This is a genomic window from Brevibacterium sp. Mu109, assembly GCF_900169375.1.
Classification (GTDB): domain Bacteria; phylum Actinomycetota; class Actinomycetes; order Actinomycetales; family Brevibacteriaceae; genus Brevibacterium; species Brevibacterium yomogidense_A.
The window spans coordinates 88,771-110,259 of record NZ_FXZF01000009.1 but is presented as its reverse complement, the minus strand read 5'-3'; the positions used below and the strand labels follow the sequence as shown (position 1 = coordinate 110,259).

18 protein-coding genes and 1 pseudogene are annotated in these 21,489 nt (G+C 70.6%); 12 read left to right on the top strand and 7 right to left on the bottom strand.

The genetic code is table 11. From position 1 onward, the window contains the following. Window positions 1-47: 47 nt before the first annotated feature. Window positions 48-1,832 carry an L-aspartate oxidase gene (locus BSP109_RS07420; protein WP_257944596.1) on the bottom strand — a complete coding sequence of 595 codons (1,785 nt, stop codon included), beginning with the start codon at window positions 1,830-1,832 and terminating at the stop codon, window positions 48-50. 334 nt (window positions 1,833-2,166) lie between these two features. Here BSP109_RS07420 and BSP109_RS07415 point away from each other — a divergent pair, with 334 nt between their 5' ends. Continuing rightward, on the top strand, window positions 2,167-3,423 hold the full coding sequence (locus BSP109_RS07415) for an aromatic acid/H+ symport family MFS transporter (RefSeq protein WP_257944595.1): 1,257 nt from the start codon (window positions 2,167-2,169) through the stop codon (window positions 3,421-3,423). Between the two features lie 79 nt (window positions 3,424-3,502). Then, window positions 3,503-3,718, top strand: coding sequence for an aldehyde dehydrogenase family protein (locus BSP109_RS07410; RefSeq protein WP_101599863.1), 216 nt, complete (start codon window positions 3,503-3,505; stop codon window positions 3,716-3,718). A gap of 62 nt (window positions 3,719-3,780) precedes the next feature. On the opposite strand, the gene BSP109_RS16900 is transcribed toward BSP109_RS07410, so the two are convergent. Then, a complete protein-coding gene (locus BSP109_RS16900) occupies window positions 3,781-4,557 on the bottom strand; it encodes an IclR family transcriptional regulator (protein ID WP_180959642.1) in 777 nt (258 codons plus the stop codon). 146 nt (window positions 4,558-4,703) lie between these two features. On the opposite strand from BSP109_RS16900, the gene BSP109_RS07395 reads away from it, so the two are divergent. From BSP109_RS07395 to pcaC, 6 genes and pseudogenes are all read left to right on the top strand, one after another. Continuing rightward, window positions 4,704-5,912, top strand: a complete 1,209-nt coding sequence (locus tag BSP109_RS07395) for a 4-hydroxybenzoate 3-monooxygenase (RefSeq protein WP_257944594.1) — start codon at window positions 4,704-4,706, stop codon at window positions 5,910-5,912. A gap of 94 nt (window positions 5,913-6,006) precedes the next feature. Beyond that, complete coding sequence (pcaH, locus tag BSP109_RS07390; RefSeq protein ID WP_101599860.1) at window positions 6,007-6,846, top strand: protocatechuate 3,4-dioxygenase subunit beta; 840 nt, start codon at window positions 6,007-6,009, stop codon at window positions 6,844-6,846. Further along, the gene (gene pcaG / locus BSP109_RS07385; RefSeq protein WP_257944593.1) at window positions 6,839-7,492 is read left to right on the top strand and encodes a protocatechuate 3,4-dioxygenase subunit alpha; all 654 of its coding nucleotides are present in this window, start codon (window positions 6,839-6,841) and stop codon (window positions 7,490-7,492) included. Before pcaH ends, pcaG begins: the two co-directional genes overlap by 8 nt. Before the next feature lie 15 nt (window positions 7,493-7,507). Continuing rightward, complete coding sequence (locus BSP109_RS07380; RefSeq protein WP_101599858.1) at window positions 7,508-8,935, top strand: lyase family protein; 1,428 nt, start codon at window positions 7,508-7,510, stop codon at window positions 8,933-8,935. Next, a pseudogene (locus BSP109_RS17690) lies at window positions 8,932-9,675 on the top strand (alpha/beta fold hydrolase); the annotation flags it as partial. The gene BSP109_RS07380 and the pseudogene BSP109_RS17690, both read left to right, overlap by 4 nt. Before the next feature lie 228 nt (window positions 9,676-9,903). After that, on the top strand, window positions 9,904-10,299 hold the full coding sequence (gene pcaC, locus BSP109_RS17685; protein WP_256970173.1) for a 4-carboxymuconolactone decarboxylase: 396 nt from the start codon (window positions 9,904-9,906) through the stop codon (window positions 10,297-10,299). Window positions 10,300-10,433: 134 nt separating this feature from the next. Here the strand turns inward: pcaC and BSP109_RS07370 are convergent, their stop codons facing one another. Next, entirely contained in the window at window positions 10,434-11,576 is a 1,143-nt protein-coding gene (locus BSP109_RS07370; protein WP_101599856.1) for an NAD(P)/FAD-dependent oxidoreductase, read from the bottom strand. A 204-nt stretch (window positions 11,577-11,780) separates the two neighbouring features. On the opposite strand from BSP109_RS07370, the gene BSP109_RS07365 reads away from it, so the two are divergent. Then, window positions 11,781-12,539 (top strand): helix-turn-helix domain-containing protein, encoded by a 759-nt coding sequence (locus tag BSP109_RS07365; RefSeq protein WP_101599855.1) that lies wholly within the window; start codon window positions 11,781-11,783, stop codon window positions 12,537-12,539. 185 nt (window positions 12,540-12,724) lie between these two features. Here the strand turns inward: BSP109_RS07365 and BSP109_RS07360 are convergent, their stop codons facing one another. Continuing rightward, entirely contained in the window at window positions 12,725-13,960 is a 1,236-nt protein-coding gene (locus BSP109_RS07360; protein WP_101599890.1) for a pyridoxal phosphate-dependent aminotransferase, read from the bottom strand. A gap of 188 nt (window positions 13,961-14,148) precedes the next feature. Between BSP109_RS07360 and BSP109_RS07355 the strand changes: the two genes are divergently transcribed. Further along, entirely contained in the window at window positions 14,149-14,904 is a 756-nt protein-coding gene (locus tag BSP109_RS07355; RefSeq protein WP_101599854.1) for a trimeric intracellular cation channel family protein, read from the top strand. 82 nt (window positions 14,905-14,986) lie between these two features. Here the strand turns inward: BSP109_RS07355 and BSP109_RS07350 are convergent, their stop codons facing one another. Then, window positions 14,987-15,667 (bottom strand): hypothetical protein, encoded by a 681-nt coding sequence (locus BSP109_RS07350; RefSeq protein WP_087004147.1) that lies wholly within the window; start codon window positions 15,665-15,667, stop codon window positions 14,987-14,989. Window positions 15,668-15,809: 142 nt separating this feature from the next. Between BSP109_RS07350 and BSP109_RS07345 the strand changes: the two genes are divergently transcribed. Next, window positions 15,810-16,421 carry a DUF308 domain-containing protein gene (locus tag BSP109_RS07345; RefSeq protein ID WP_087004151.1) on the top strand — a complete coding sequence of 204 codons (612 nt, stop codon included), beginning with the start codon at window positions 15,810-15,812 and terminating at the stop codon, window positions 16,419-16,421. After that, window positions 16,418-19,120: a trehalose-phosphatase gene (gene otsB / locus BSP109_RS07340; RefSeq protein WP_101599853.1), complete on the top strand. Its 2,703-nt coding sequence runs from the start codon at window positions 16,418-16,420 to the stop codon at window positions 19,118-19,120. The genes BSP109_RS07345 and otsB overlap by 4 nt, the downstream gene beginning before the upstream one ends. 106 nt (window positions 19,121-19,226) lie before the next feature. Here otsB and BSP109_RS07335 read toward each other — a convergent pair whose 3' ends face one another. Continuing rightward, complete coding sequence (locus BSP109_RS07335; protein WP_101599852.1) at window positions 19,227-20,486, bottom strand: HAMP domain-containing sensor histidine kinase; 1,260 nt, start codon at window positions 20,484-20,486, stop codon at window positions 19,227-19,229. A gap of 15 nt (window positions 20,487-20,501) precedes the next feature. Further along, the gene (locus tag BSP109_RS07330) at window positions 20,502-21,479 is read right to left on the bottom strand and encodes a response regulator transcription factor (protein ID WP_101599851.1); all 978 of its coding nucleotides are present in this window, start codon (window positions 21,477-21,479) and stop codon (window positions 20,502-20,504) included. Window positions 21,480-21,489: the final 10 nt, after the last annotated feature.

Sequence of the window (21,489 nt, the reverse complement as noted above, 5' to 3'; positions counted from 1 at the left end):
CTCAGCCGGGCTGTGGCCCAGCCGGTTCGCGCCCCGGCCGGCAGGCCTCACTCCACGAGCTTGCCGTCCTGGGATACGTCCCGCATGAGGGCCGCGATCTCTGCGGGGGCCTCGGCGAGGGGCTCCCGCTCCACACGGCCGGGACCGGCCCACACGAGGTTCACCCGCATCGCGGGGTCCTGGTCCGGGAAGTCCGCGCGGTTGTGGCAGCCGCGCGTCTCGCGACGCTCCAGTGCGCACTCGAGCGTCGCCCGTGCCGCGAGCAGCGACGACTTCAGGTCGAACGCGTGCGCGAGGTCCTGGTAGCCGGCCTGGTCGGGGTGCACCCCGATGTCCGCGCTGCGGGCCTCGATCGCGGTGAGCTCGTCGAGCCCCCTCCGCAGGCCCGCCTCATCGCGGACGACCCCGCAGTGCTCGGTCATCGTGTCGCGCACCGCCCGCTGGAGGGCGCGGATGTTCTCCGTGCCGTCGGCGGTGAGTAAGTCAGTGAGCTCGGCGCGGGCGGCGGTAACCGCCTCGGGCGACCTGGTCTGCACGACGATGCCGCGATGGTGGCGGGCGGCGGCCTCGCCGGTGATCCGGCCGAACACCAGCAGCTCGATGAGCGAGTTGCCGCCCAGTCGGTTCGCCCCGTGCAGGCCGGACGCCGCCTCGCCGATCGCGAAGAGGCCGGGCACGTCGGTGCTGTGGTCCTCGGGACGCACCCACACGCCGCCCATCGAGTAGTGGGCAGTGGGCGCGATCTCGATCGGCTCCCGCGTGATGTCGAGCATCTGCAGCTCCATGAGCGTCTGGTAGACGCGGGGCAGGCGCTCCATGATCTGCTGCCGCGGCAGGTGCGACACGTCCAGCCATACACCGCCGTTCGCCGTGCCCCGGCCCTCCTTGATCTCCGTGTACGAGGCGAGCGTGACGCGGTCGCGAGTCGACAGCTCCATGCGCTCCGGGTCGTACGTGGACATGAAGCGCTCGCCCAGGGAGTTGCGGAGGATGCCGCCCTCACCGCGCGCGGCCTCCGAGACGAGGGTGCCGGCGTCGGCCTCCGGTTCGAGGATGCCGGACGGGTGGAACTGGACGAGCTCCGCATCGCGGATCCGACCGCCGGCCCCATGTGCGAGCCGGAACGAGTCGCCCGTGTTCTCGTTGCGACGCGATGAGGTGCGGCGCCAGATCCGGTTGTGGCCGCCGCACGCCAGGATCACGGCGTCGGCGTAGATCAGATAGCGCTCACCCGTGTGCTCGTGGAAGCCGTAGGCGCCGAAGACCGCACCCTCGTCGTTCGTGAGCACCCTGGTGATGTAGACGTGCTCGAGGATCGGCACGCCCGTCTGCTCCGCGCGGCGCACGAGTGTCTTCTGGATCTCCAGGCCGGTGTAGTCGCCGGAGAAGGCGGTGCGCCGCCAGGTGTGGGCGCCGAAGAAGCGCTGGGAGATCCGGCCGTCCTCCTCGCGGGCGAACTGCATGCCGAAACGGTCCAGGTCCTCGATCCCGCGGGCTGCGCCCTGTGTGACGATCTCGACGGTGCGCGGGTCGGCCAGCCCATAGCTCTCCTGGAGCGTGTCCGCGGCGTGCTGCTGCCAGGAGTCCTGCGCATCGAGTGTGCCCAGCGCTGCGTTGATGCCGCCTGCCGCGAGCGTGGTGTGGGCGTCGTCGCGGGGCCGCTTCCCGACCGCCAGGACGTCGACGCCCTGCTCCCGCAGCTCGATCGCCGCCCGCAGTCCGGAACCGCCCGTCCCCACGACGAGGACGGAAGTGGAGATCTGCCGTTCGCGGGCCGCCGAGGTGCGGGGCGCCTCGTGCGGGGTGTGCGGGTGCGTGGTCGTCGCCGTCATGGGAGCCCTCCCTGAGGGGGTCGTCTGCGGAGCCGCCGGATGATGTGCGGCTCACTGGAACCGACGGTACGGGCGCGCACCCACGGCGGACAAGGGTTGCCTAACGTGCTGAGTCACTGTGTCTCGCGATGTGGATGTGAGATGAGACTGATGTACCTCACCTGCGGTGATGATGACTACGTGCTGTAGTTGGTGTGGCACGTGGGCGTGCCGTCCGGCGAAGCCGACGGTATCGATCGCGCTGCGATTGCACCGCACAGCGTGTGTGCCGCAGACTCTGTGGGTTCGGTCTCATGGTTCGGCATCGGGCCCGCGCCACACTCAAGGGAGAGCCATGCACACTCCGTCGCGCACCTGGATCGTGGTCCTCTGCTGGCTCACGGTCATGTTCGAGGGCTTCGACATCGTCGCTCTGGGCGCCATCATCCCCATCCTCACGAACCCTGAGATAGGTGACATGGGAGTCACCGCCGCGGATATGACGTTCGTGTCGACGATCTCGCTGGTGGGCGTGGCGATCGGTGCGGTCTGCATCGGTCCGATCGCCGACCGCCGCGGGCGCAGACTGCCGCTCATGGGCTGCGTGGCCCTGTTCTCCCTCTTCACACTCATCTTCCCGCTCATGCCGAACGTCGCGCTCATGGGCGCGGCCCGGCTCGTCGCCGGGCTCGGGCTTGGGGCGTGCATGCCGATCGCCGTGACGATGATGCAGGAGTCCGCACCTCAGGGCCGGAAGGCGAACGCGTCGACCGTGACGATGACCGGCTATCACGCGGGCGCCGTGCTGGCGTCGCTCGCCGCACTCGTCTTCCACGAGCACTGGCACTGGCTCTTCTACCTGGGCGGCGGTCTGGGGCTGCTCTCGCTCATCCCGATGTGGCTGAAGCTCCCCGAGACCGCACCCCCGGCGATCGTCGGAGCGGCGGCGACTGCGAATGCGAGCCCTACGGCGTCCGGCCCCACACTGAGCGTCCGCGACCTGTTCCGGGACGGGCGGTCACGCATCACCGTGGGCCTGTGGGTCGCGACCTTCATGGGGCTCATGCTCGTGTACGGCCTCAACACCTGGCTGCCGAAGATCATGGAGCTCGCCGGGTACAACGTGTCCAGCTCGCTCGTCATGCTGTTCGTGCTCAATGCGGGCGGCATCATCGGACTGCTGGTGGGCGGTCGTGTCGCCGACGCCCGCGGGATCAAGGGGACGATCCTCGCGTGGTTCGGCGCGGCATCGGTCCTGCTGGCAGCGCTCAGCATCCGCATCGCGGATCAGGTCGTGCTCAACGGGATCATCCTCGTCACGGGCGCGTTCGTGTTCTCCGCGCAGGTGCTCGTGTACGCGTTCGTCGGGTACCTGTATCCGAAGACGCTGGTCGCCACGGGGATGGGCTTCGCCTCCAGAGTCGGCCGGATGGGTGCGATCCTCGGGCCCCTGGCCACGGGCGTGCTCGTCACGATGAGCATCGCCTACCCGGGCGGCTTCTACATGTTCGCGGCTGCCGCACTCATCGGGTTCCTCGCGGTGCTGTCGATCCCCAAGCCGCGAGCGTCGACGTCGAAGGAGCTGCACGCCCTCGAGCAGTCGGGGGCGTGACGCGCGGCTAGCCCGCGCTCGCCCTGGGCAACGCGGTGCTGCTGAAGCCGGACCCGCGATCGGCGAGACGTGCGGCAGGATGCTTCCACGCGCCCACCTGGAGCTGGGCGGCAACGATGCGATGCTCGTGCTGCCGTGCGGTGCGGACGTGGACGCCGCCGTCTCAGCCGCCGCATTCGGATCCTTCATGCACGCGGGACAGACCTGCATGACGACGGGCCGCCTGGGCTCCGGCAAAATCCACATCAACGAGCAGACGGTCTCCGACGAGTCGCAGGCGCCTTCGGCGGTGTGAAGTCCTCCGGCAACGGATCCCGCGCGGGCGGATCGTTCCGGTGACCGGGACCTCTGGCGCGGTCAGTCGTTCGCCTCGGCGGCCTGCGCTTCCCGCAGCGCCAGGCGGATCGCCCGAGCGCCCGTCGCCAGCGCTTCGTGGATGCGCTGGTCCGGCAGTGCGGAGGCAGTGTCGACGACCGCGCCCAGGGCCGCGACGACCTCGCCGGTGGGCCCCGCGACGGGCACGGCGTAGCTGGTGGAGCTCGCGACCATGTGGCCGGGCAGCGTGGCGAAACTGGTGCGGCGCGCATCTGCCAGCACGTCGCGCAGCACAGCAGGATCGGTGATCGTCGACGAAGTCATGCGCGCGAGGTCCCGGCGCAGGTACGCCTCGCGCACGTGCTCCGGCTGCTGGGCGAGGAGGATGAGCCCCGAGGCCGAGGCGTGGGTGGGCAGCCGTCCCCCGACATGCGCGATGTTGGGGCCCGCCTGCGGCGCGGACACCCGCTCGAGGAAGAGCACGTCCGACTCGCGGATGATCGCGAGCTGCACGTGCTCGCCGATCCGGGCGTTCACAGCGAGCATGTGCGGACGGGCGATGCGGCCCATCGAGACCGTGTCCGAAGCGCGGTTGGCGAGCTCCCACATCCCCACTCCCACACGGATGCGGCCGGCGGGATCGCGGTGGAGGAGGTCGTGATCGATCATCTCGTCGACGATCCGGTAGGCAGTCGACGTCGGCAGGTCCGCGCGTGCGGCGAGCGAGGCGAGCGTGAGGTCGGGGTGCTGCGGGTCGAACGCGGAGAGGATCCGTACGACGCGACCCAGCACCGAATCGCCGCTCGAGGAGTTCGCCATGGCCTCAGCGTACGACGCATCCGCCTCGGATTCCCATTGAATGAGAACAGGCGGGATCGATGCAGAGTGAACTGGAACACTGTGGAGAGTCGGCCCCGACGTCCCTGTCGACCGCACCTCGACGTCCTCGATCCTCAGGAGGAGCATTGGCGCCCCCACCGGAAGAGCTCCGCACCACCGTCTGCATCGTGGGTGCCGGACCGGCGGGCCTCACGCTCGCTCACCTGCTGCACACGGCCGGCATCGACAGCATCGTGCTCGACGACCGCGACCGGGAGACGATCGCCACGACGCACCGTGCGGGAATCCTCGAGCAGGGGTCCGTGGAGCTGCTCGCCTCGACGGGCGCGATCTCCCGTGTGCACGCGCACGGTCATGAGCACGAGGGCACAGTCTTCCGCGTGGACGGGGTGGACCACCGGATCGACTTCCAGGGGCTCGTGGGCGCCTCCGTCTGGCTGTACCCGCAGAACGAGGTGTTCGTCGATCTGGCGCAGACGCGCGATGCCGCGGGCGGCACCGTGTTCTACGGCGTCAGCGACACGAGCCCGGCCGCCTTCGACACGGATCGCCCGCACGTCGACTTCACGGATGCGGACGGCACGCCGCGGCGGATCGTCTGCGACTGGCTCGTGGGCGCGGACGGATCCCGCAGCGTCTGCCGGAACGCGATCCCGGAGGCCGAGCGACAGCGCTTCTCCCTCGAGTACCCCTTCGCCTGGTTCGGGATCCTCTGCGAAGCCCCGCCCAGTGCGCCGGAGCTCATCTACTCCCGCTCCGAGCGCGGCTTCGCGCTCATCTCGCAGCGCAGCGACACCGTCCAGCGGATGTACTTCCAGTGCAGCCCGGATGAGGACGCCTCCGCCTGGTCGGACGACCGGATCTTCGCGGAGCTGCAGGCGCGGGTCGACGGCCCGGACGGCTTCGAGCTCACCACCGGTCCCGTCTTCGAGCGGACGGTCCTCCCGTTCCGGTCGTACGTGTCCGAACCGATGCGCTCCGGTCGCCTGCTGCTCGCGGGCGATGCCGCCCACACCGTGCCGCCGACGGGCGCGAAGGGCCTCAACCTGGCGCTCCAGGACGTCCGCGTGCTCTTCGAAGCGCTGCGCGACGCTGTGCTGTCCGGTGACGAATCCGGTGTCGACGGCTACTCCGACCGCGCGCTGCAGCGCGTGTGGAAAGCGCAGAACTTCTCCTACTGGGTGACGTCCCTCATGCACCGGGACCCGCAGGCCGGCGACTTCGAGACCCGTCGCCGGGCGGGCGAGCTGCGCGGCCTGCTGGAGTCCGATCACGGCAGGGCCTACCTCGCGGAGGCGTACACCGGCTGGCCGCGCGAGAGCAGGCTGACATGACGCAGCGAACGACAGAACCACAGACACAGGGACTGACAGTCGACGCGAACCACAGATCACGGACACACAGCGCCGACTCGGAGAGGAGTGCGACATGAGCGCGGAGACCACGCGACAGGATGCAGTCCAGGCCCAGGGCCAGCCGGAGACACAGGGCCCGGATGACGCCGCGGCGACGCAGCGCCAGATGACCACGGAGATCGAGGGCATCCACGGGGAGTACACGGGGCAGAGGGACAGCGGCGGGCGGGAGGAGTCGCAGCCGCGACTCGACTTCCCGCCCTACCGGTCCTCGATCCTCCGCCACCCCACGAAGGACCTGTTCCACACGGATCCGGAGACGATCGAGACCTTCTCGCCCGCTTTCGGCCACCGGGACGTGGGCGAGCTCGAATCGGATCTCACGATCCAGGCGAACGGCGAGCCGATCGGCGAGCGCATCCGCGTGCGCGGTCGCGTGGTCGACGGCGACGGTCGCCCGGTCGCAGGTCAGCTGGTCGAGGTCTGGCAGGCGAACGCCGCCGGGCGGTACATCCACAAGCGCGATCAGCACCCGGCCCCCATCGACCCGAACTTCACGGGCGTGGGCCGCACGCTCACGGGGCCGGACGGCTCGTACGACTTCATCACGATCAAGCCGGCGCCGTACCCGTGGAAGAACCACCGCAACGCGTGGCGGCCCGCGCACATCCACTTCAGCCTGTTCGGCACGGACTTCACGCAGCGGATGATCACGCAGATGTACTTCCCGTCCGACCCGCTGTTCGCGCTCGATCCGATCTACCAGTCGATCACGGATCAGAAGGCCCGCGATCGGCTGGTCGCGCAGTATGACCACGATGAGTCGGAGCACGAGTTCCTGCTGGGCTACCGGTGGGACATCGTCGTGAGCGGCAGCGCACGCACCTGGACGGAGGACGAGGGCGATGAGTGACATGACGAGCAGCACCGCAGCGGGCACCGCGGACCGGGCCGCGGCCTCGGGCCGGTACACCGGGGCCGACCTCACCACCGGAGACCTCGTCCCCACGCCGGCGCAGACGATCGGGCCGTTCTACGGGTTCGCCCTGGAGTACGAGCACGGGAACGAACTGGTGCCCGTGGGCAGTGCGCGAGCGGTGCGCCTGCACGGCACGGTGACCGACGGTGCAGGCACCCCGGTCCCCGATGCGCTGCTGGAGATCTGGCAGGCCGATGAGTCCGGAGCGATCCCGGATGTCGAGGGATCGCTCCTGCGCGACGGCTTCACCTTCACCGGCTTCGGCCGCGAGGGCACGGACGGGTCGGGGAACTTCACCCTCTCGACGGTCGACCCGGGGCCCACCCAGCCCGGATCGGCCCCCTTCATCTCGCTGTGCGTCTTCGCGCGAGGCCTGCTCAACCGCCTCTTCACCCGCATCTACCTGCCGGAGGACGAGGCGGCGCTCGCGGCCGACCCGCTCCTGTCCCAGCTTCCCGCGGACCGCCGGAAGACGCTCATCGCGACCCGCGAGGAGGACGGGAGCCTCCGCTTCGACGTCCGCCTCCAGGGCGACGACGAGACCGTGTTCCTGAAGTTCCCGAGGAACGATGACTTCTGAGGCAGGCTTGAGGGTATGACCGCAAGCGATCGTCCTCAGCCCGCCGGGACCTCGGCGGCGTCCGCAGACGATGCCACGATGCTGCTGTTCGCACCGGGCACCGCACCGGACGCCGCAGCGGTGGGCGACCGCGCGCTGCTGGGCGCGCTCGTGGAGGCCGAGGCCGGCTGGGTCGGCGCGCAGGCGGACCTCGGACTCGTGTCGCAGGAGACCGCCGCCGAGGTCGTGGCCGCCCTGGGCGCGCCCGCGGACTACCCGGTGGCGGACATCGCTGCGGACGCGGCCTCGGGCGGGAACCCCGTCATCCCGTTCCTGGCCCACGCGCGGCAGAAGGTCGCCGGGCTGCCGGGCGCCGATGCGCTTCACAGAGGGCTCACCAGCCAGGACGTGATGGATACGGCGATGGTGCTCGTCCTCGGCCGGACGATCGCGGTGGTGTCCGAGCGGTTGGAGGCCGTGATCAGTGTGTTATCGACGCTGTCGCGGTCGCACCGCAGCACGCCGTGCCTCGCCCACACCCTCACGCAGGCGGCGCTGCCCACGACCGCGGGGCTGCGGTTCGCGCACTGGACGCGCAGCCTCGCGGATGCTCGCGATGAGCTGGCACGTGTCGTCCCGACCGTCCAGCTGGGCGGCGCCGCGGGCACGCGCGCCGCGCTCGGCGAGATCCGTGCCGAAAATGAAGCTGGACTCAGCGGGGCTGACTTCGAGGCGGCATGGGCGGCCCGGCTGGGTCTTGCCGCGGCCGGGTACCCCTGGCACGTCGACCGGCTGCGGGTGCTCGGCTGGGCACAGGCGCTCGCGGCTGTGAGCCTCGTCGGCCAGCGGGTGGCCCGCGACGTGCTCACCGGCGCCCGGACGGAGGTCGGCGAACTGCGAGAGTCAGGCGGTGGGGGCTCGTCCGCGATGCCGCAGAAGTCGAACCCCACGGTGTCCGTCCTGCTGTCGCGGACCGGGCAGGAAGCACCGGGACTGCTCGCGACCGTCGCGCAGGCGGTGGGGCAGGCCGTGGATGAGCGCCCGGACGGGGCGTGGCACGCGGAGTGGACCGCGCTCGCCCGCCTGCAGCTCGGAGCGCTCACGAGCGCTCGCCTGCTCGGGGACCTCGCCGACCGGCTCGAGGTGGACGCCGGTGCGATGCGCCGGAACCTCGAGGCGGCCGGTCCCGGGGTCGTGTCCGAGCGACTCGTCCACGCCCTGGCGCCGGATGTGACGAAGACGCAGATCACAGAGGCCCTGGGCGCGGCGGCGGACGCGGGCGACGCGCGCGAACGGCTGGCGGCTGTGGTGCCCGCTGCCCGGCGGAGCGACCTCGGCGCACTGCTCGACCCGGCCGCGTACACGGGCGAGGCGACCGCTCTCGTGGATCGGATCCTCGCCACCCTCACCACCCTTGACCCCGACAGTTCCGCGGAAGACCCTTCGAAAGGATCGGACTCATGACGACTCTCACCGCCACGCACCTGCCGACGGGAGGTGCCGCTGACGCAGCCGCCGGCTCCCGCGTCCTCGTGGTCCTGCCGTCCCTGGGGACCGCCGTGCAGCCGCTGTGGCAGTACGCGACGGCGCAGCTGCCCAGCGACTGGACCGTGGTGGGCATCGACCTGCCCGGCCACGGACGATCAGCCCCCGTCGCGGCGCGCGCGGGCATCGCCCTGACGATGGAGGAGCTCGCGGAGCAGGTGCTGGAGTCCGTGCGGTCCGTCCTGCCGGACGTGGGGTCATTCGCTGTCGCAGGCGATTCCGTGGGCGGTGCGATCGCGCTGCAGCTGGCACTGTCGCATCCGGAGACCGTGGACGCGGCGGGCGTGTTCTGCTCCGGCGCGAAGATCGGGACGGCGGAAGCCTGGGAGGAGCGCGCCGCCTTCGTGGAGGAGGCGGGGACGCCCACGATGGTCGAGGGGTCCGCACAGCGCTGGTTCGCGCCGGGCTTCATCGAGGTGCAGCCCGTCGTGTCGACGGAGCTGCTGCATTCCCTGCAGGGGACCGACCGATTCTCGTACGCGGCGGTGTGCCGTGCGCTCGCGGCGTTCGACGTGCGGGATCGGCTGGGCGACGTGCGCGTCCCGATCCTGGCGGTCGCCGGTGAGCACGATCAGCCGACTCCGCCCGCGAGCCTGCAGGCGATCGCCGATGGCGTGCCGCACGGGCGGTTCGAGGTCGTCGCCGATGCCGCCCACCTCGTCCCGGCAGAGGCCCCCGAGGTCGCGGCCAAGCTGCTGCACGGGTTCCTCCTGGGAGCCGGGTCGGCGGTCCAGGGGAGCGGTGAGGGTTCCCCGGCGGGGGCCTCGGCGGGGGGAGCGGCCGCAACGGTCGGGCCGGTCGAGTCGGTCGCGACTCCCGGAGCCGGAGAGGCAGCTGGTACTGGCGAGGCGGCCGGGACAGCCGCGCCTGGTGTCACTGACGCCGGCCTGCCGGACCTGACGCGTTCCCAGGTGCACGAGGCCGGCACGGCGGTACGCCGCGAGGTCCTCTCCGACGAGCACGTCGACCGGGCGAACGCGTCGATCACGGAGTTCACGCAGGACTTCCAGGACTTCATCTCGCGGTACGCGTGGGGTGAGATCTGGACGCGGCCGGGCATCGACCGGCGGATGCGCTCTGCGGTGACGCTCACGGCGATGGTCGCGGGCGGCCACCAGGAGGAGCTCGCGATGCACGTGCGCGCAGCGGTCCGCAACGGGCTCACGCGCGACGAGATCAAGGAGATCCTCCTGCAGAGCGCGGTCTACTGCTCCGTTCCGAGCGCGAACACGGCCTTCAAGATCGCGGGTCAGGTGCTCGCGGACCTCGACGCGGAGAGGTGAAGCCGGACGAACCCCGCGAGTGAGTGCTAGGTGGTCCATCTGATCGATGAGTGGGACCACCTAGCACTCACTCGATTCTGAGCGGAGCCCCCGTGGAAGGTGGGGCTTCGGCTTGGTCGAGCCCGTCGTCAGCCTCAGTGCTGGGCGCTGAACTCCTCCTCCACGAGCGCCATGTTCGCCTGGGCGCCCGCCGTGACCCCGTCAGCCATCGCGCCGGCGACCATCATGCCGACGTTCGTGACGTTGCCGGCCGCGAAGACACCGGGGACGTTCGTCGCCTTCTGCATGTCGACGGGCACGAACTGACCCATCACGTTCTCCTCGACTGCCAGTCCGAGCGCATCGACGAGCACGGAGTCGATCCGCATGCGCGTTCCCACGAGGATCGAGTCGAGGGCGACCGGCGCCTCCAGTCCGGCGACGACGGCACCTGTGAGGCGCCGCTGCTCGTGGGCATCATCACCGCGGGAGCCAGCATCGCGGTACTCACCGCGGCGGGAGTCGTCGGCGCGGGAGCTGGCCTCGTCCGCGTCGGCCGCGTGATCGCTGAGGACCTCTCGCACCGCACCCTCGATGACCCGCACACCGCGCGATGCGAGGACAGCTCGGTCATCGGCGCTGGGGGCCGGCTGGTCGTGCAGCAGCACCGTGACGTCATCCGACCACTGCCGGATGAGCTTCGCCTGGTGCAGCCACATCGGACCGGTCGCCAGCACACCGATCCGGCCGCCGCGGACCTCGTATCCGTGGCAGTACGGGCAGTGGACGACGTCCTGCCCCCAATGGTCAGCCAGGCCGGGGATGTCCGGCAGCGTGTCGACGGCGCCGGAGGCGAGCACGATCCGGCGAGCGCGGACTGTCGAGGGGTCGCGGGACTCAGGGGCAGCGGCCTCGGCGGCGGGCGCCTCTTCTGCAGGGCGCAGTCCGGGTGAGGGGACCCGGGGGTCTGCGGCCACCGCCGCGATCGTGACTGCGAAGCCGTCTGCAAGGGAACCGCTCACATCGGTCACGGTCCCGTCGATGAGCTGGGCGCCGTAGGAGGCGGCCTCCGCGCGGCCCTTCTCCACGAGCTCCAGCGGATCGATGCCCTCATTGCCGAGCAGGTTGTGCGCGCCTGCGGCCGGTGCGTTCCGCGGCGACCCGGCGTCGACGACGAGGACGCTGCGCAGCGCCCTGCCCAGCGTGAGCGCGGCGCTGAGGCCTGCGACGCCGCCGCCGATCACGACGACGTCATAGGTGGGGACGTCATAGGTGGGAGTGTGCGGGGTCTGAGTCATGGTGCGCTCCTTCAGGTGGGGATGCATGCACTCTGGACCCGGGAGGGCTCGGGCGACGATAATCGTTGCTGAATCGGCAAGATGATGTGTCGGTATGTCCGCAAGACTGCCAGTGGGTCAGACGGCAGGCCGGCCAATGGGCAAGACGGCAAGTAGGGAAGCACGCAAGCCGCCTCGACGGCGAGGCGACGAGAGGGGACGCGTATGGATGCGGTCGACCGCGAGTCTGAGATCGCGACCGGGCGCGGCGCCGTGCGCGGGCCCGGGACAGTCCGAGAGCCTGCGCAGAGTGAGGTGGGGGAGGTCGTGGAGTCCGTGGGGCCTCGGCTGCGGGAGCGACGGACGGCCCGCGGGCTGTCACTCACCGCGCTGAGCGAGCGGACCGGGATCTCCGTGAGCACGCTGTCCAGGCTGGAGACGGGCGCGCGGATACCCGGTCTCGAGCACCTGGTCGCGCTCGCCCGCGCCCACCACGTGAGCCTCGATGCGCTCGTGGGGACGCGCTTCTCGTGGGATCCGCGGCTGCGGTACGACACGTACGAGGACTCGGGGCGGACTGTCATGCCCATCGCCCCGGCCGCAGGAGGGCTGTGGGTCGAGCACGCGATCATCAGGCCGCCGGCGTCGGGGATCGCGGAGCCTGCGGTCCACGTGCACGGGCACGAGGGGGAGGTCGGCGGTCATGGTGCGCACGGGGGTGGGCGCGGGCGCGGGCGAGCGCACGTCTTCGAGCCCGAGGCGCTCCAGACCCATCGCGGCTACGTGTGGCTGCTCGTGCTGGCAGGGTCGCTGCGGCTTCTCGTGGGTGCCCACGACCTCGTCCTTGATCCCGGCGAGGCCGCGGAGTTCGACACCCGTGTGCCCCACTGGCTCGGGCCTGCGGCGGATCAGCCGGCCGAGGTCCTCAACGTCCATGGCCCGGAAGGTCAGCGCATCCGCGTGCGGGCGCGGCCCAAGCAGTGAGAGCGTGCCCAGGGGAGTGCGCGGGGCGACCTGACCCAGACGGGGCGACGCGACCCAGATGGGGCGCCGCGACCCACCAACTTTGATCAGACCGCATAGGAAAGAAGCTGTGCGGCCTGATGAAAGCTGGTGGGTCGTCGGACCAGGGTGGTGGGTGCCTAGATCCGGCCGCACCGCCCGCTCGCTCAGGCCGCGGTGTCGGCCTGCTGCTCGTAGCCGTTCAGGAATTCGCCCAGGCGGTCCAGCGCCTCGTCGAGTACCTCCATGCTCGGCAGGGTCACCAGCCGGAAGTGGTCCGGCCTGTCCCAGTTGAACGCGGTGCCGTGGGACACGAGGATCTTCTGCTCCCGCAGCAGATCGAGCGCGAAGCGCTGATCGTCGACGATCCCGAACTTCTCCACATCGAGCTTCGCGAAGAGGTAGAGCGCGCCATCGGCCGGCTGGGCACTCACCCCGTCGATCTCGTTGAGCTTCCGCGCGGACAGCTCCATCTGCGCGCCCAGCCGGCCGGTGGGCAGGACGAGGTCCTCGATGGTCTGGTGCCCGCCCAGCGCGGCCTGGATCGCATGCTGTGCGGGGACGTTCGAGCACATCCGCATGTTCGCGAGCAGGCGGATCCCCTCGACGTAGCTGCTCGCCCGCTGGAGCGGTCCGGTGATCGCGAGCCAGCCCGACCGGTAGCCGGCGATCCGATAGGCCTTCGACAGGCCGGAGAACGTGAGGCACAGGACATCGTCGCCGGTGAGCGTCGCGAGGTTGATCATCTCCGCGTCGCCGTAGGTGATCTTCTCGTAGATCTCATCCGCGAACATGAGGAGGTCGTGCTCCCGGGCGAGCTCCACGAGGCCCTCGAGCGTCTCCTTCGAGTACACCGCGCCCGTGGGGTTGTTCGGGTTGATGACGACGATCCCGCGCGTGCGCGGAGTGATCTTCGCGGCGATGTCCTCGAGATCGGGCATCCAGCCCGCGTCCTCCGCGCACCGGTAGTGGACCGGGGTGCCGCCGGACAGCGCGACCGAGGCCGTCCACAGCGGGTAGTCCGGCATCGGCACAAGGATCTCATCTCCCGGATCGCACAGCGCCTGCATGGCGAGCGTGATGAGCTCGCTGACGCCGTTGCCCAGGTACACGTCATCCGCTTCGAGCGAGCGGATCCCCTTCGTCTCGTAGTACTGGACGACCGCGCGCCGCGCAGACAGGATGCCGCGCGAATCGCTGTACCCCTGCGCCTCCGGCAGGTGCTTGATCATGTCGACGAGGATGGCGTCCGGCGCCTCGAACCCGAACGGCGCAGGATTGCCGATGTTGAGTTTCAGGATGCGGTTTCCCGCCGCCTCCATGCGATCGGCCTCTTCGAGGACTGGTCCCCTGATGTCGTAGAGGACGTTGGCGAGTTTGGAGGACTGCGAGAACACGTTCATCCCTTCGAGGAGGATCACTGGTCGCCGAGGCCGTGCCCCGGTCTGAGGCCCACAGTACGACCGACGGACTCCGGATGTCGCACTCCGTAAGGTATGAACTGCCCTCCATTGCGCTGATCCAGTGCCCCTCCATTGGTATGCGGGACGATTTCGCGGCAGCGGTGCAGGTCCGCGGCTAGTCTGGTGACGTGGAACCGCTCATGCTCTCCCTCGACCTTCTGGGGGTGCTCGCCTTCGCCGTGTCGGGCAACCTGCTCGCCGCCCGGAAGAACATCGACATCATGGGCAGCCTGGTGCTCGGCCTGTGCGCGGGACTGGGCGGCGGCATGATGCGGGACGTCATCCTGGGGCGCGTCCCGAATTCCCTCCAGGAGCCGATCTACCTCATCCCGCCCGTCGTCACCGCGCTCACCGTCTATCTGCTGGGCCAGCGTGCGCTCCACGCCCGCGTCCCCATCGTCGCCTTCGACGCCCTGGGCCTGGGCGTCTTCGCGACGACGGGCACCACCATCGCGATGGATGCGGGGCTGCCGTTCGCCTCTGCGATCCTCCTGGGCGTGCTCACCGCAGTGGGCGGCGGGATGATCCGCGACGTCCTCGCCAACGAGATCCCGGCGGTCTTCAACGGGTCCGATCTCTACATCATCCCCGCGATCGTCGGTGCCGGTCTCACGGCGCTGCTCTGGGGCATCGGATGGTTCGAGTCGTGGGTCGCGCTCGTCATCGCGGCGCTGGTCTTCCTAGTCCGGATGCTCGCGTGGCACCGCGAATGGCGGGTCCCGTCCCCCATGCGCGGCTGGTCGTACTCCGGTGCGCGCAGCGTTCTTCCCCTCCGCGGTCGACTGTTCGCCTTCCGGCGTCCGTCAGGACGCGATCGCGGCGTGTTCGCCCCGCGCCGCTCGCGGAGGACCGCTGAGCCGGACGATCGCGACCCTGAGGACTGATGCGCGTGAAGCTGCTCAGACCATGAGGACTGACCGCGCATGCGGCCACCCAGTTCACGAGGTCTGACGCGCATGAGCACGCTCAGACGGTGACGAGGAGCAGGCCCGCCAGCCCGCCCACCAGCAGCGCGATGCGCGACGACCACCGTGTGCGCTGCACCATCTGACGCAGCCGGCGGCGGGCGGAGAATGCGGTGTCGAGGTCGACGCCCGGCGCGAACGCCCGCGAGTCCGCCTGCGTGTCCAGGACGGCGCGGCGCGGGGCGGACGGATCGAGGCGCACGGGCAGGACGCTTCGCTTCCGCACGCTCCCCGCGTCCACGGGATCGAGCGTCCAGTGGACGTCCGTCGAGAACATGCGCCCGGTCGACGTGCGGATCAGCAGTGTCGCGTCGAGACCCGCCCGCGGGCCGGGAGTGGGGTCCGAGGCCCTCATCACCTTGGCGATCGCCGGCGCTCCGGTGCGGCGGATGTGGGCTGCGGTCCGCCGATCGATCTCGAGGCGCGCCGCGGGCCGCATCCCCGCCAGCAGCAGCGCGCCGGCGGCCACCGCGAGACCCCACGGCCACAGAGCCAGGGTGGCGGCGACGAGGGGAGAGGCCTGCGCCGCATCCGGCAGGCCCATGACGCCGAGGGTCAGGAGGCTCACGAGCTCGCCAGCCACCATCCCGACGCCCAGGCCCAGGCACCACCAGAGGGCCGTGCGACCGACGGGGGTCGCACGGCCCTCTGCGATCGGCACGATGGTGCCCTCGTGAGCCATAACCGAACGCTAGATCGTTCGAATGCCGTGAGGGTGTCCGGAAAGTGAACGCGCGCGAGCCTCCGGCTGGTGGTTTGCCGGGCTTCAGCCGGTCTGCCGGGCCTCAGCCCACACCCAGCGGGTCATCGCTAGACTTGGCCCAGTGACTTCGACCTCGGCTTCTCCTCACCTGCGTCCGCTCGGCACCTGGATGGCCGCCCGCGGCGCTCTCGCGATCGTCTTCGGGATCGTCACCGTGTTCTGGCCGCGTGAGCAGATCGGCTCACCCGCGAACCTCAACATCTCGGTGTCCACCGTCGACGCGATCCTGCTCGCCTACCTCGTCCTCAGCGGACTCCTCGTCCTGTTGCAGGGCCTCGCGACGCGCACGGACGCGCGCATGGCGCTGCTGGGACAGGCCGTCGTCGTGATCCCGGGCGTCGCGTTCCTGCTCCTCGCGGACGTGCCCGGTGAGCTGCGCGCCGCGATCGCGGTGTGGGCGGTCCTCCACGGGATCCTCGAGCTGTGGATCTGGCGGCAGAACCGGGACGAGCGCATGAGCTCCGACTTCCTCATCGCCGGCGGCATCCACGTCATCCTGGGCGTCATCCTGCTCGCGGGGACGGACATGAATGCGCTCAGCGTCATGGGCTTCGCCGGGGCCGCGGCGATGATCCACGGCGTGTTCTACATGGTGGGCGGCTACTCCCGCCGCTCCCGCACGCAGGGCGGCGCTGCGGATGAGGCTGAGGACGTGGAGGTCGACGAAGCATGACCCTTCCGACGACCTCACCCGGCACGCTCCAGTCCGCAGCCCCCGCCGGCGCCGCGCGCGGCGACGGACTCCTCATCGACCTCGCGGAGGCGGCCCGGACACTCGGAGACGGCCTCTTCTCCCGTCTGGTGGAGCTGGCGCGCAGCCCCCGGCTGCTGGTCGCGACCGACTACGACGGGACGATCGCGCCCCTGGTCGACCGCCCCACACGCGCTTTCCCGCTGGACCTCAACGTCGCGACGATGCGCGCCCTGTCGTCGATGCCGTCGACGCAGTCCGCCGTCATCTCCGGCAGGTCCCTGCGCGATCTCGCGGCGATGTCGCGGCTGCCCCGGGAAGTGCACCTCGTGGGCTCGCACGGCGGGGAGTTCGGCATCGATGAGTTCGACGACCTCGCCCCCCAGACGCAGCAGCGGCTCACAGCACTTCGCGCCGCGCTGCTCGACCTGCACGGGGACCACCCGGACGTCTTCATCGAGTTCAAGCCGCTGGGTGCCGCCGTCCACCTCCGCGGCCGCTCGCCCGAGCAGCGCGAAGCGGTCACCGCGTGGGTGCGGGAGACCTGCGCGAGGATCGGGATCGAACCAGTCCGGGGCCGCGACGTCTTCGATCTCACCGTCATCCCGGGTTCCAAGGGCGACGCGCTCGAGGCGCTGCGGACGCGGCTCGGAGCGGATGCGGTCCTCTACATCGGCGACGACGTCGCCGATGAGACCGCACTGGCGACGCTGCGCGACGGTGACCTCGGCCTGCGCGTGGGCACGGACGGCGACACGCGGGCACACTCCCGCATCTCCGATCCCCAGACCGTGGGCATCGCGCTCGCAGCGCTCTACGAGCTGAGGCGCTCGTGGCTCTTCGGCCGCTCCTCGATCCCCGTCGAGAGGCACAGCCTCCTGGGCAACGGCCATTCGACCGCGCTGGTCGACCCGAACGGGCGCATCTGCTGGATGCCCCACCCGCTGCCGCACTCCGCGAGCGTGTTCTCCGAGATCCTCGGCTCCTCCGCCGCCGGATACTTCTCCGTGGGTCCCGCAGCGTCGGCAGCGGGCGGCAGGAGCCGCGCCGACAGCCGCGCGGACATCGCCAGGACGCGGCCGCTGACCCAGCGCTACCGGGACGACACCATGACGGTCGTGACCCGGTGGGCCGGCCTCGCAGTCGCCGACTACCTGGCTCCCGTGCCCGATGATTCGCAGGACACCGTCCTGGTGCGCGTGCTCACCGGCACCGCGCCCACGGAGATCCGCTTCGCCCCGCGCCTGGACTACGGCGCGGCACCCACCTCGCTCGAGGTCGAGCCGGGCGTCGTCCGCGTCGACAACACGAGCGAGCCGATGGCCCTCCACGCCGCCGGCATCGACTTCGAGATCGTCGAGGAGCACGGGTCCCAGACCGCAGTCGCACGAGTGGTCCCGGCCGATCTGCCGGGCGGTGAGCTTGTGCTCGCCTTCACCTGCGGCGGAGCCTCCGACTTCCTCGACTCCGTGCTCGCCGGCGATGAGCACCGCGTGCGCGCTCTCGCGGAGGGCTTCTGGGAGAACTGGGCGCGCTCGCTCGCTCTGCCCGAGCACATGCGCGAAGGCGTCGTCCGCTCCGCACTCACGCTGCGCGCACTATGCCACGCGCCCACCGGCGGCGTCCTCGCCGCACCCACCACGTCGCTCCCGGAGGGGATCGGCGGCGTCCGCAACTGGGACTACCGCTACACGTGGCTGCGCGACGGCTCCATGACCGTGCGCGCACTCCTCGACCTGGGATCGACGGCGGAGGCCGAGGGCTTCGTCCAGTGGCTGCGCGGCATCCTCGCCGAGGCCCCGGGGCCGGAGTTCCTCCATCCCCTGTACGCGGTGGACGGGTCCGCACTCACGTCCGAGGCGGTGCTCGAGCACCTGCCGGGCTACGCCGGCTCCCGCCCCGTGCGCGTGGGCAACGCCGCCGAGCACCAGGTGCAGCTGGACGTCTTCGGCCCCGTCGCCGAGCTGCTGCGGGACATCGTCACCGCTCGTGGCGCGATCGACGATGCGGAGTGGGAGCTGCTCGTCGCGATGGGCACCGCCGTCGAGGCCCGCTGGCACGAGGAGGACCACGGCATCTGGGAGGCGCGCCGCCCGCCCAAGCACAACGTGTACACGAAGGTGATGTGCTGGGTGACCCTCGATCGCGCGATCGACGTGGCGGACAGGTTCGGGCTGACCCTGCCCGGCGCGTGGCGGGGCCTGCGCGAGCAGATCGCGGAGGAGGTCACCGACCGCGGCTGGAGCGAGACCGCCCAGTCCTACACCGTGGCCTACGACGACGACGACCTCGACGCCGCCAGCCTGTTCGTCGGCCTGTCCGGGATGCTCGCGGCGGACGACCCGCGGTTCCTCGCCACTGTGGACGCGGTCGAGCGCGAGCTGCGGGAGGGACCCACGGTCTTCCGCTACCGCTACGACGACGGTCTGCCGGGGCTGGAGGGCGGTTTCCACATCTGCACGACGTGGCTCATCGAGGCGTTCCTGCTCACGGGCCGCATCGACGAGGCCCGGTCGCTCTTCCGACAGCTGGACAAGCTCCGCGGTCCCACGGGCCTGCTCGCAGAGGAATACGATCCGCTCGCCGAACAGCACCTCGGCAACCACCCGCAGGCGTACTCGCACCTGGGGTACATCCGCGTGGTGCGGCTGGCTGCGGAACTGGGCTGCTCCCTGGAATGACCTGACGACCGGACGACCGGACGACCCGGGCCCGAGGCGGTGGCTGAGTCGTCGGACCGCCGCCCGAGCGCGCGGGGCCCGGGGAGCGTGCGGGGCCGGGGGCGCGTCAGCCCGCCGGGACCTCGGGCGCGGGGGCCTGCGGGAAGCGGACGGTCGTGTGGGCACCGCCGTTCGGGCCGTTCGCGAACTCGATCGTCATGCCCAGCAGGCGGGCCTGACCCTGGGCGATGACGAGGCCCAGCCCCATCCCGCCGCCGCCGGCGGACACGAACCGCGTGGGCCCGGTCGCGACGATGTCCGGCGGGTAGCCGGGTCCCGAATCCCTGATGACGACGGCATCCGGCCGCGTCTCGACCTCGATGGGGTCCGCGCCGTGCTTGACGGCGTTCACGAGCAGGTTCGTGATGATCCGCTCGAAGCGCCGCTGATCCGTGACGATCCGGGTGTCGCCCGCGCCGTAGGCGATGTCGACCGGATGGCCGGCCAGGGTGCCGGAGCCCTCGAGTGTGGTCATGAGCGAGTGCATGCTCGCGTCGACGGAGATCGGCCCCATCATCGTCTCCGCGCGGCCCGCGTCCAGGCGCGAGACCTCCAGGAGGTCCTCCACGAGCACCTGCATGCGCGTGACGCGCTCCTTCACTAGTTCGGCCGGGCGGGACTCCTCCTCGAGCAGATTCGCGGCGTTCACGAGGCCGGTGAGCGGCGTGCGCATCTCGTGGGCGAGGTCCGCTGTGAAGCGCTGCTCGGACTCGATCTTCTCCGTGAGCCGCTCGACGGCGAAGTCGACTGCCAGCGCGAAGTCAGCGACCTCGTCGTTGCCGTAGTCGATGACGTCCGACACGCGGTCCGTGGTCTCCCCGTGCGCGATCCGCCGTGCCGCCTGGGCGCCCACGGTGAGTCTGCGGGAGATCTGGCCGGCGGCGAACGTGGCGATCCCGCCGATCAGCAGCGCGGAGCCGAGCATACCCAGCAGCACTGCCCGGTCGATGCCGGCGAGCAGCCTCTCCGACTCCGCCGTCGACTGGCGCACGGAGATCACGGCGGTGTGCGAGCCGACCTGGATCGGCGCCGCCGCCCACATGTAGTCCTGGTCGTCCGCACTGCTGAGAGTCGTCACGGACTGCCCCCGCAGAGCGGACTCGCGTGCATCCGCCGGCAGATCCGGATCGTCGATCATCGTGTTGAGCGCGAGCACGCCGGTGTCGGCGTACACGGTGACGGCCTGGTTGAGCTGCTCCGTCGCGTTCGCCCGTTGGCGCTCCCCCTCCGCGCGGGCCGCGGACTGGCGGACGACGACGCCGCAGGTGAGGGCGGCGATGACGACGGAGGTGATGACGAGGAGGACGATCTTCCAGCGCAGCGACATGAGTGGGGGCGACCGTCAGCCGGCGAACCGGTAGCCGAAGCCGCGGACCGTCTCGATCCGGGACGAACCGATCTTCTTCCGCAGCCGCTGTATGTGGACGTCGACGACGCGCGAATCACCCGCCCACTGGTAGCCCCAGACGGTGTAGGCCATCTTCTCCCGGGAGTACACGTGCCCGGGCTCCTCCGTCAGCAGCATGAGGATCCGCAGCTCCGTCGGGGTGAGGTGGACCTCCTCGTCGTCGATCTCGACGGTGAGGCGGCCGGTGTCGATCGTGAGCGACCCCAGCTGCAGACGACGGACGGCGGGCGACGCGGATGCCGGTTCGGGAACGGCCGTCTGCGGTCCGGGAGTCGGTCCGGGGGCAAGGGGAGACGGAGGGGCTGCGGGGGCGGTATCCGCGTCGCCCGCTCCGGGATCGGTCGGCCACTGCGGGTCCGTGTGCGTCGGGATCTGCTGGACCGGCAGAGGACCGGTGTCGACGGGGTCTGAGGAGTCGAAGCCCGGGGTGGGGCCCAGCACGTCGGGCAGCTCGCCGCCGCCGATGATGCGGCCTCCGGGGCCGATCGCCGCTTCGCGGGCGGTGTGGGCCGCGGCCGGCGCGGGGGAGTAGCCCATGGATCCGGTGCCCGCGGTGATGAAGCGGCGCACGACGGCGCGGATCCGTGCGTTGAGGACCTGCATGTCGAACGGCTTCGTCAGGTAGTCGTCCGCGCCCGCCTCGAGGGACTGGACGATGTCGATCGGGTCCGAGCGCGCGGAGATGACGATGATGGGCACCGTCGACCGTTCGCGGATCGCCCGCGTGATCGAGGCTCCGTTCATCGTGGGCAGCATGAGGTCGAGCAGGACCGCGTCCGCACCGTTGGCGGTGACGAACTCGTAGCCCTCGCGTCCGTCCTCGAACGCCGTCACCGTGTAGCCGAACCGCTCGAGGCTGATCTGCGTCGTCTCGCGGATCACCTCGTCGTCCTCCACCAGGACGATGTGCATGCTCTTCCTC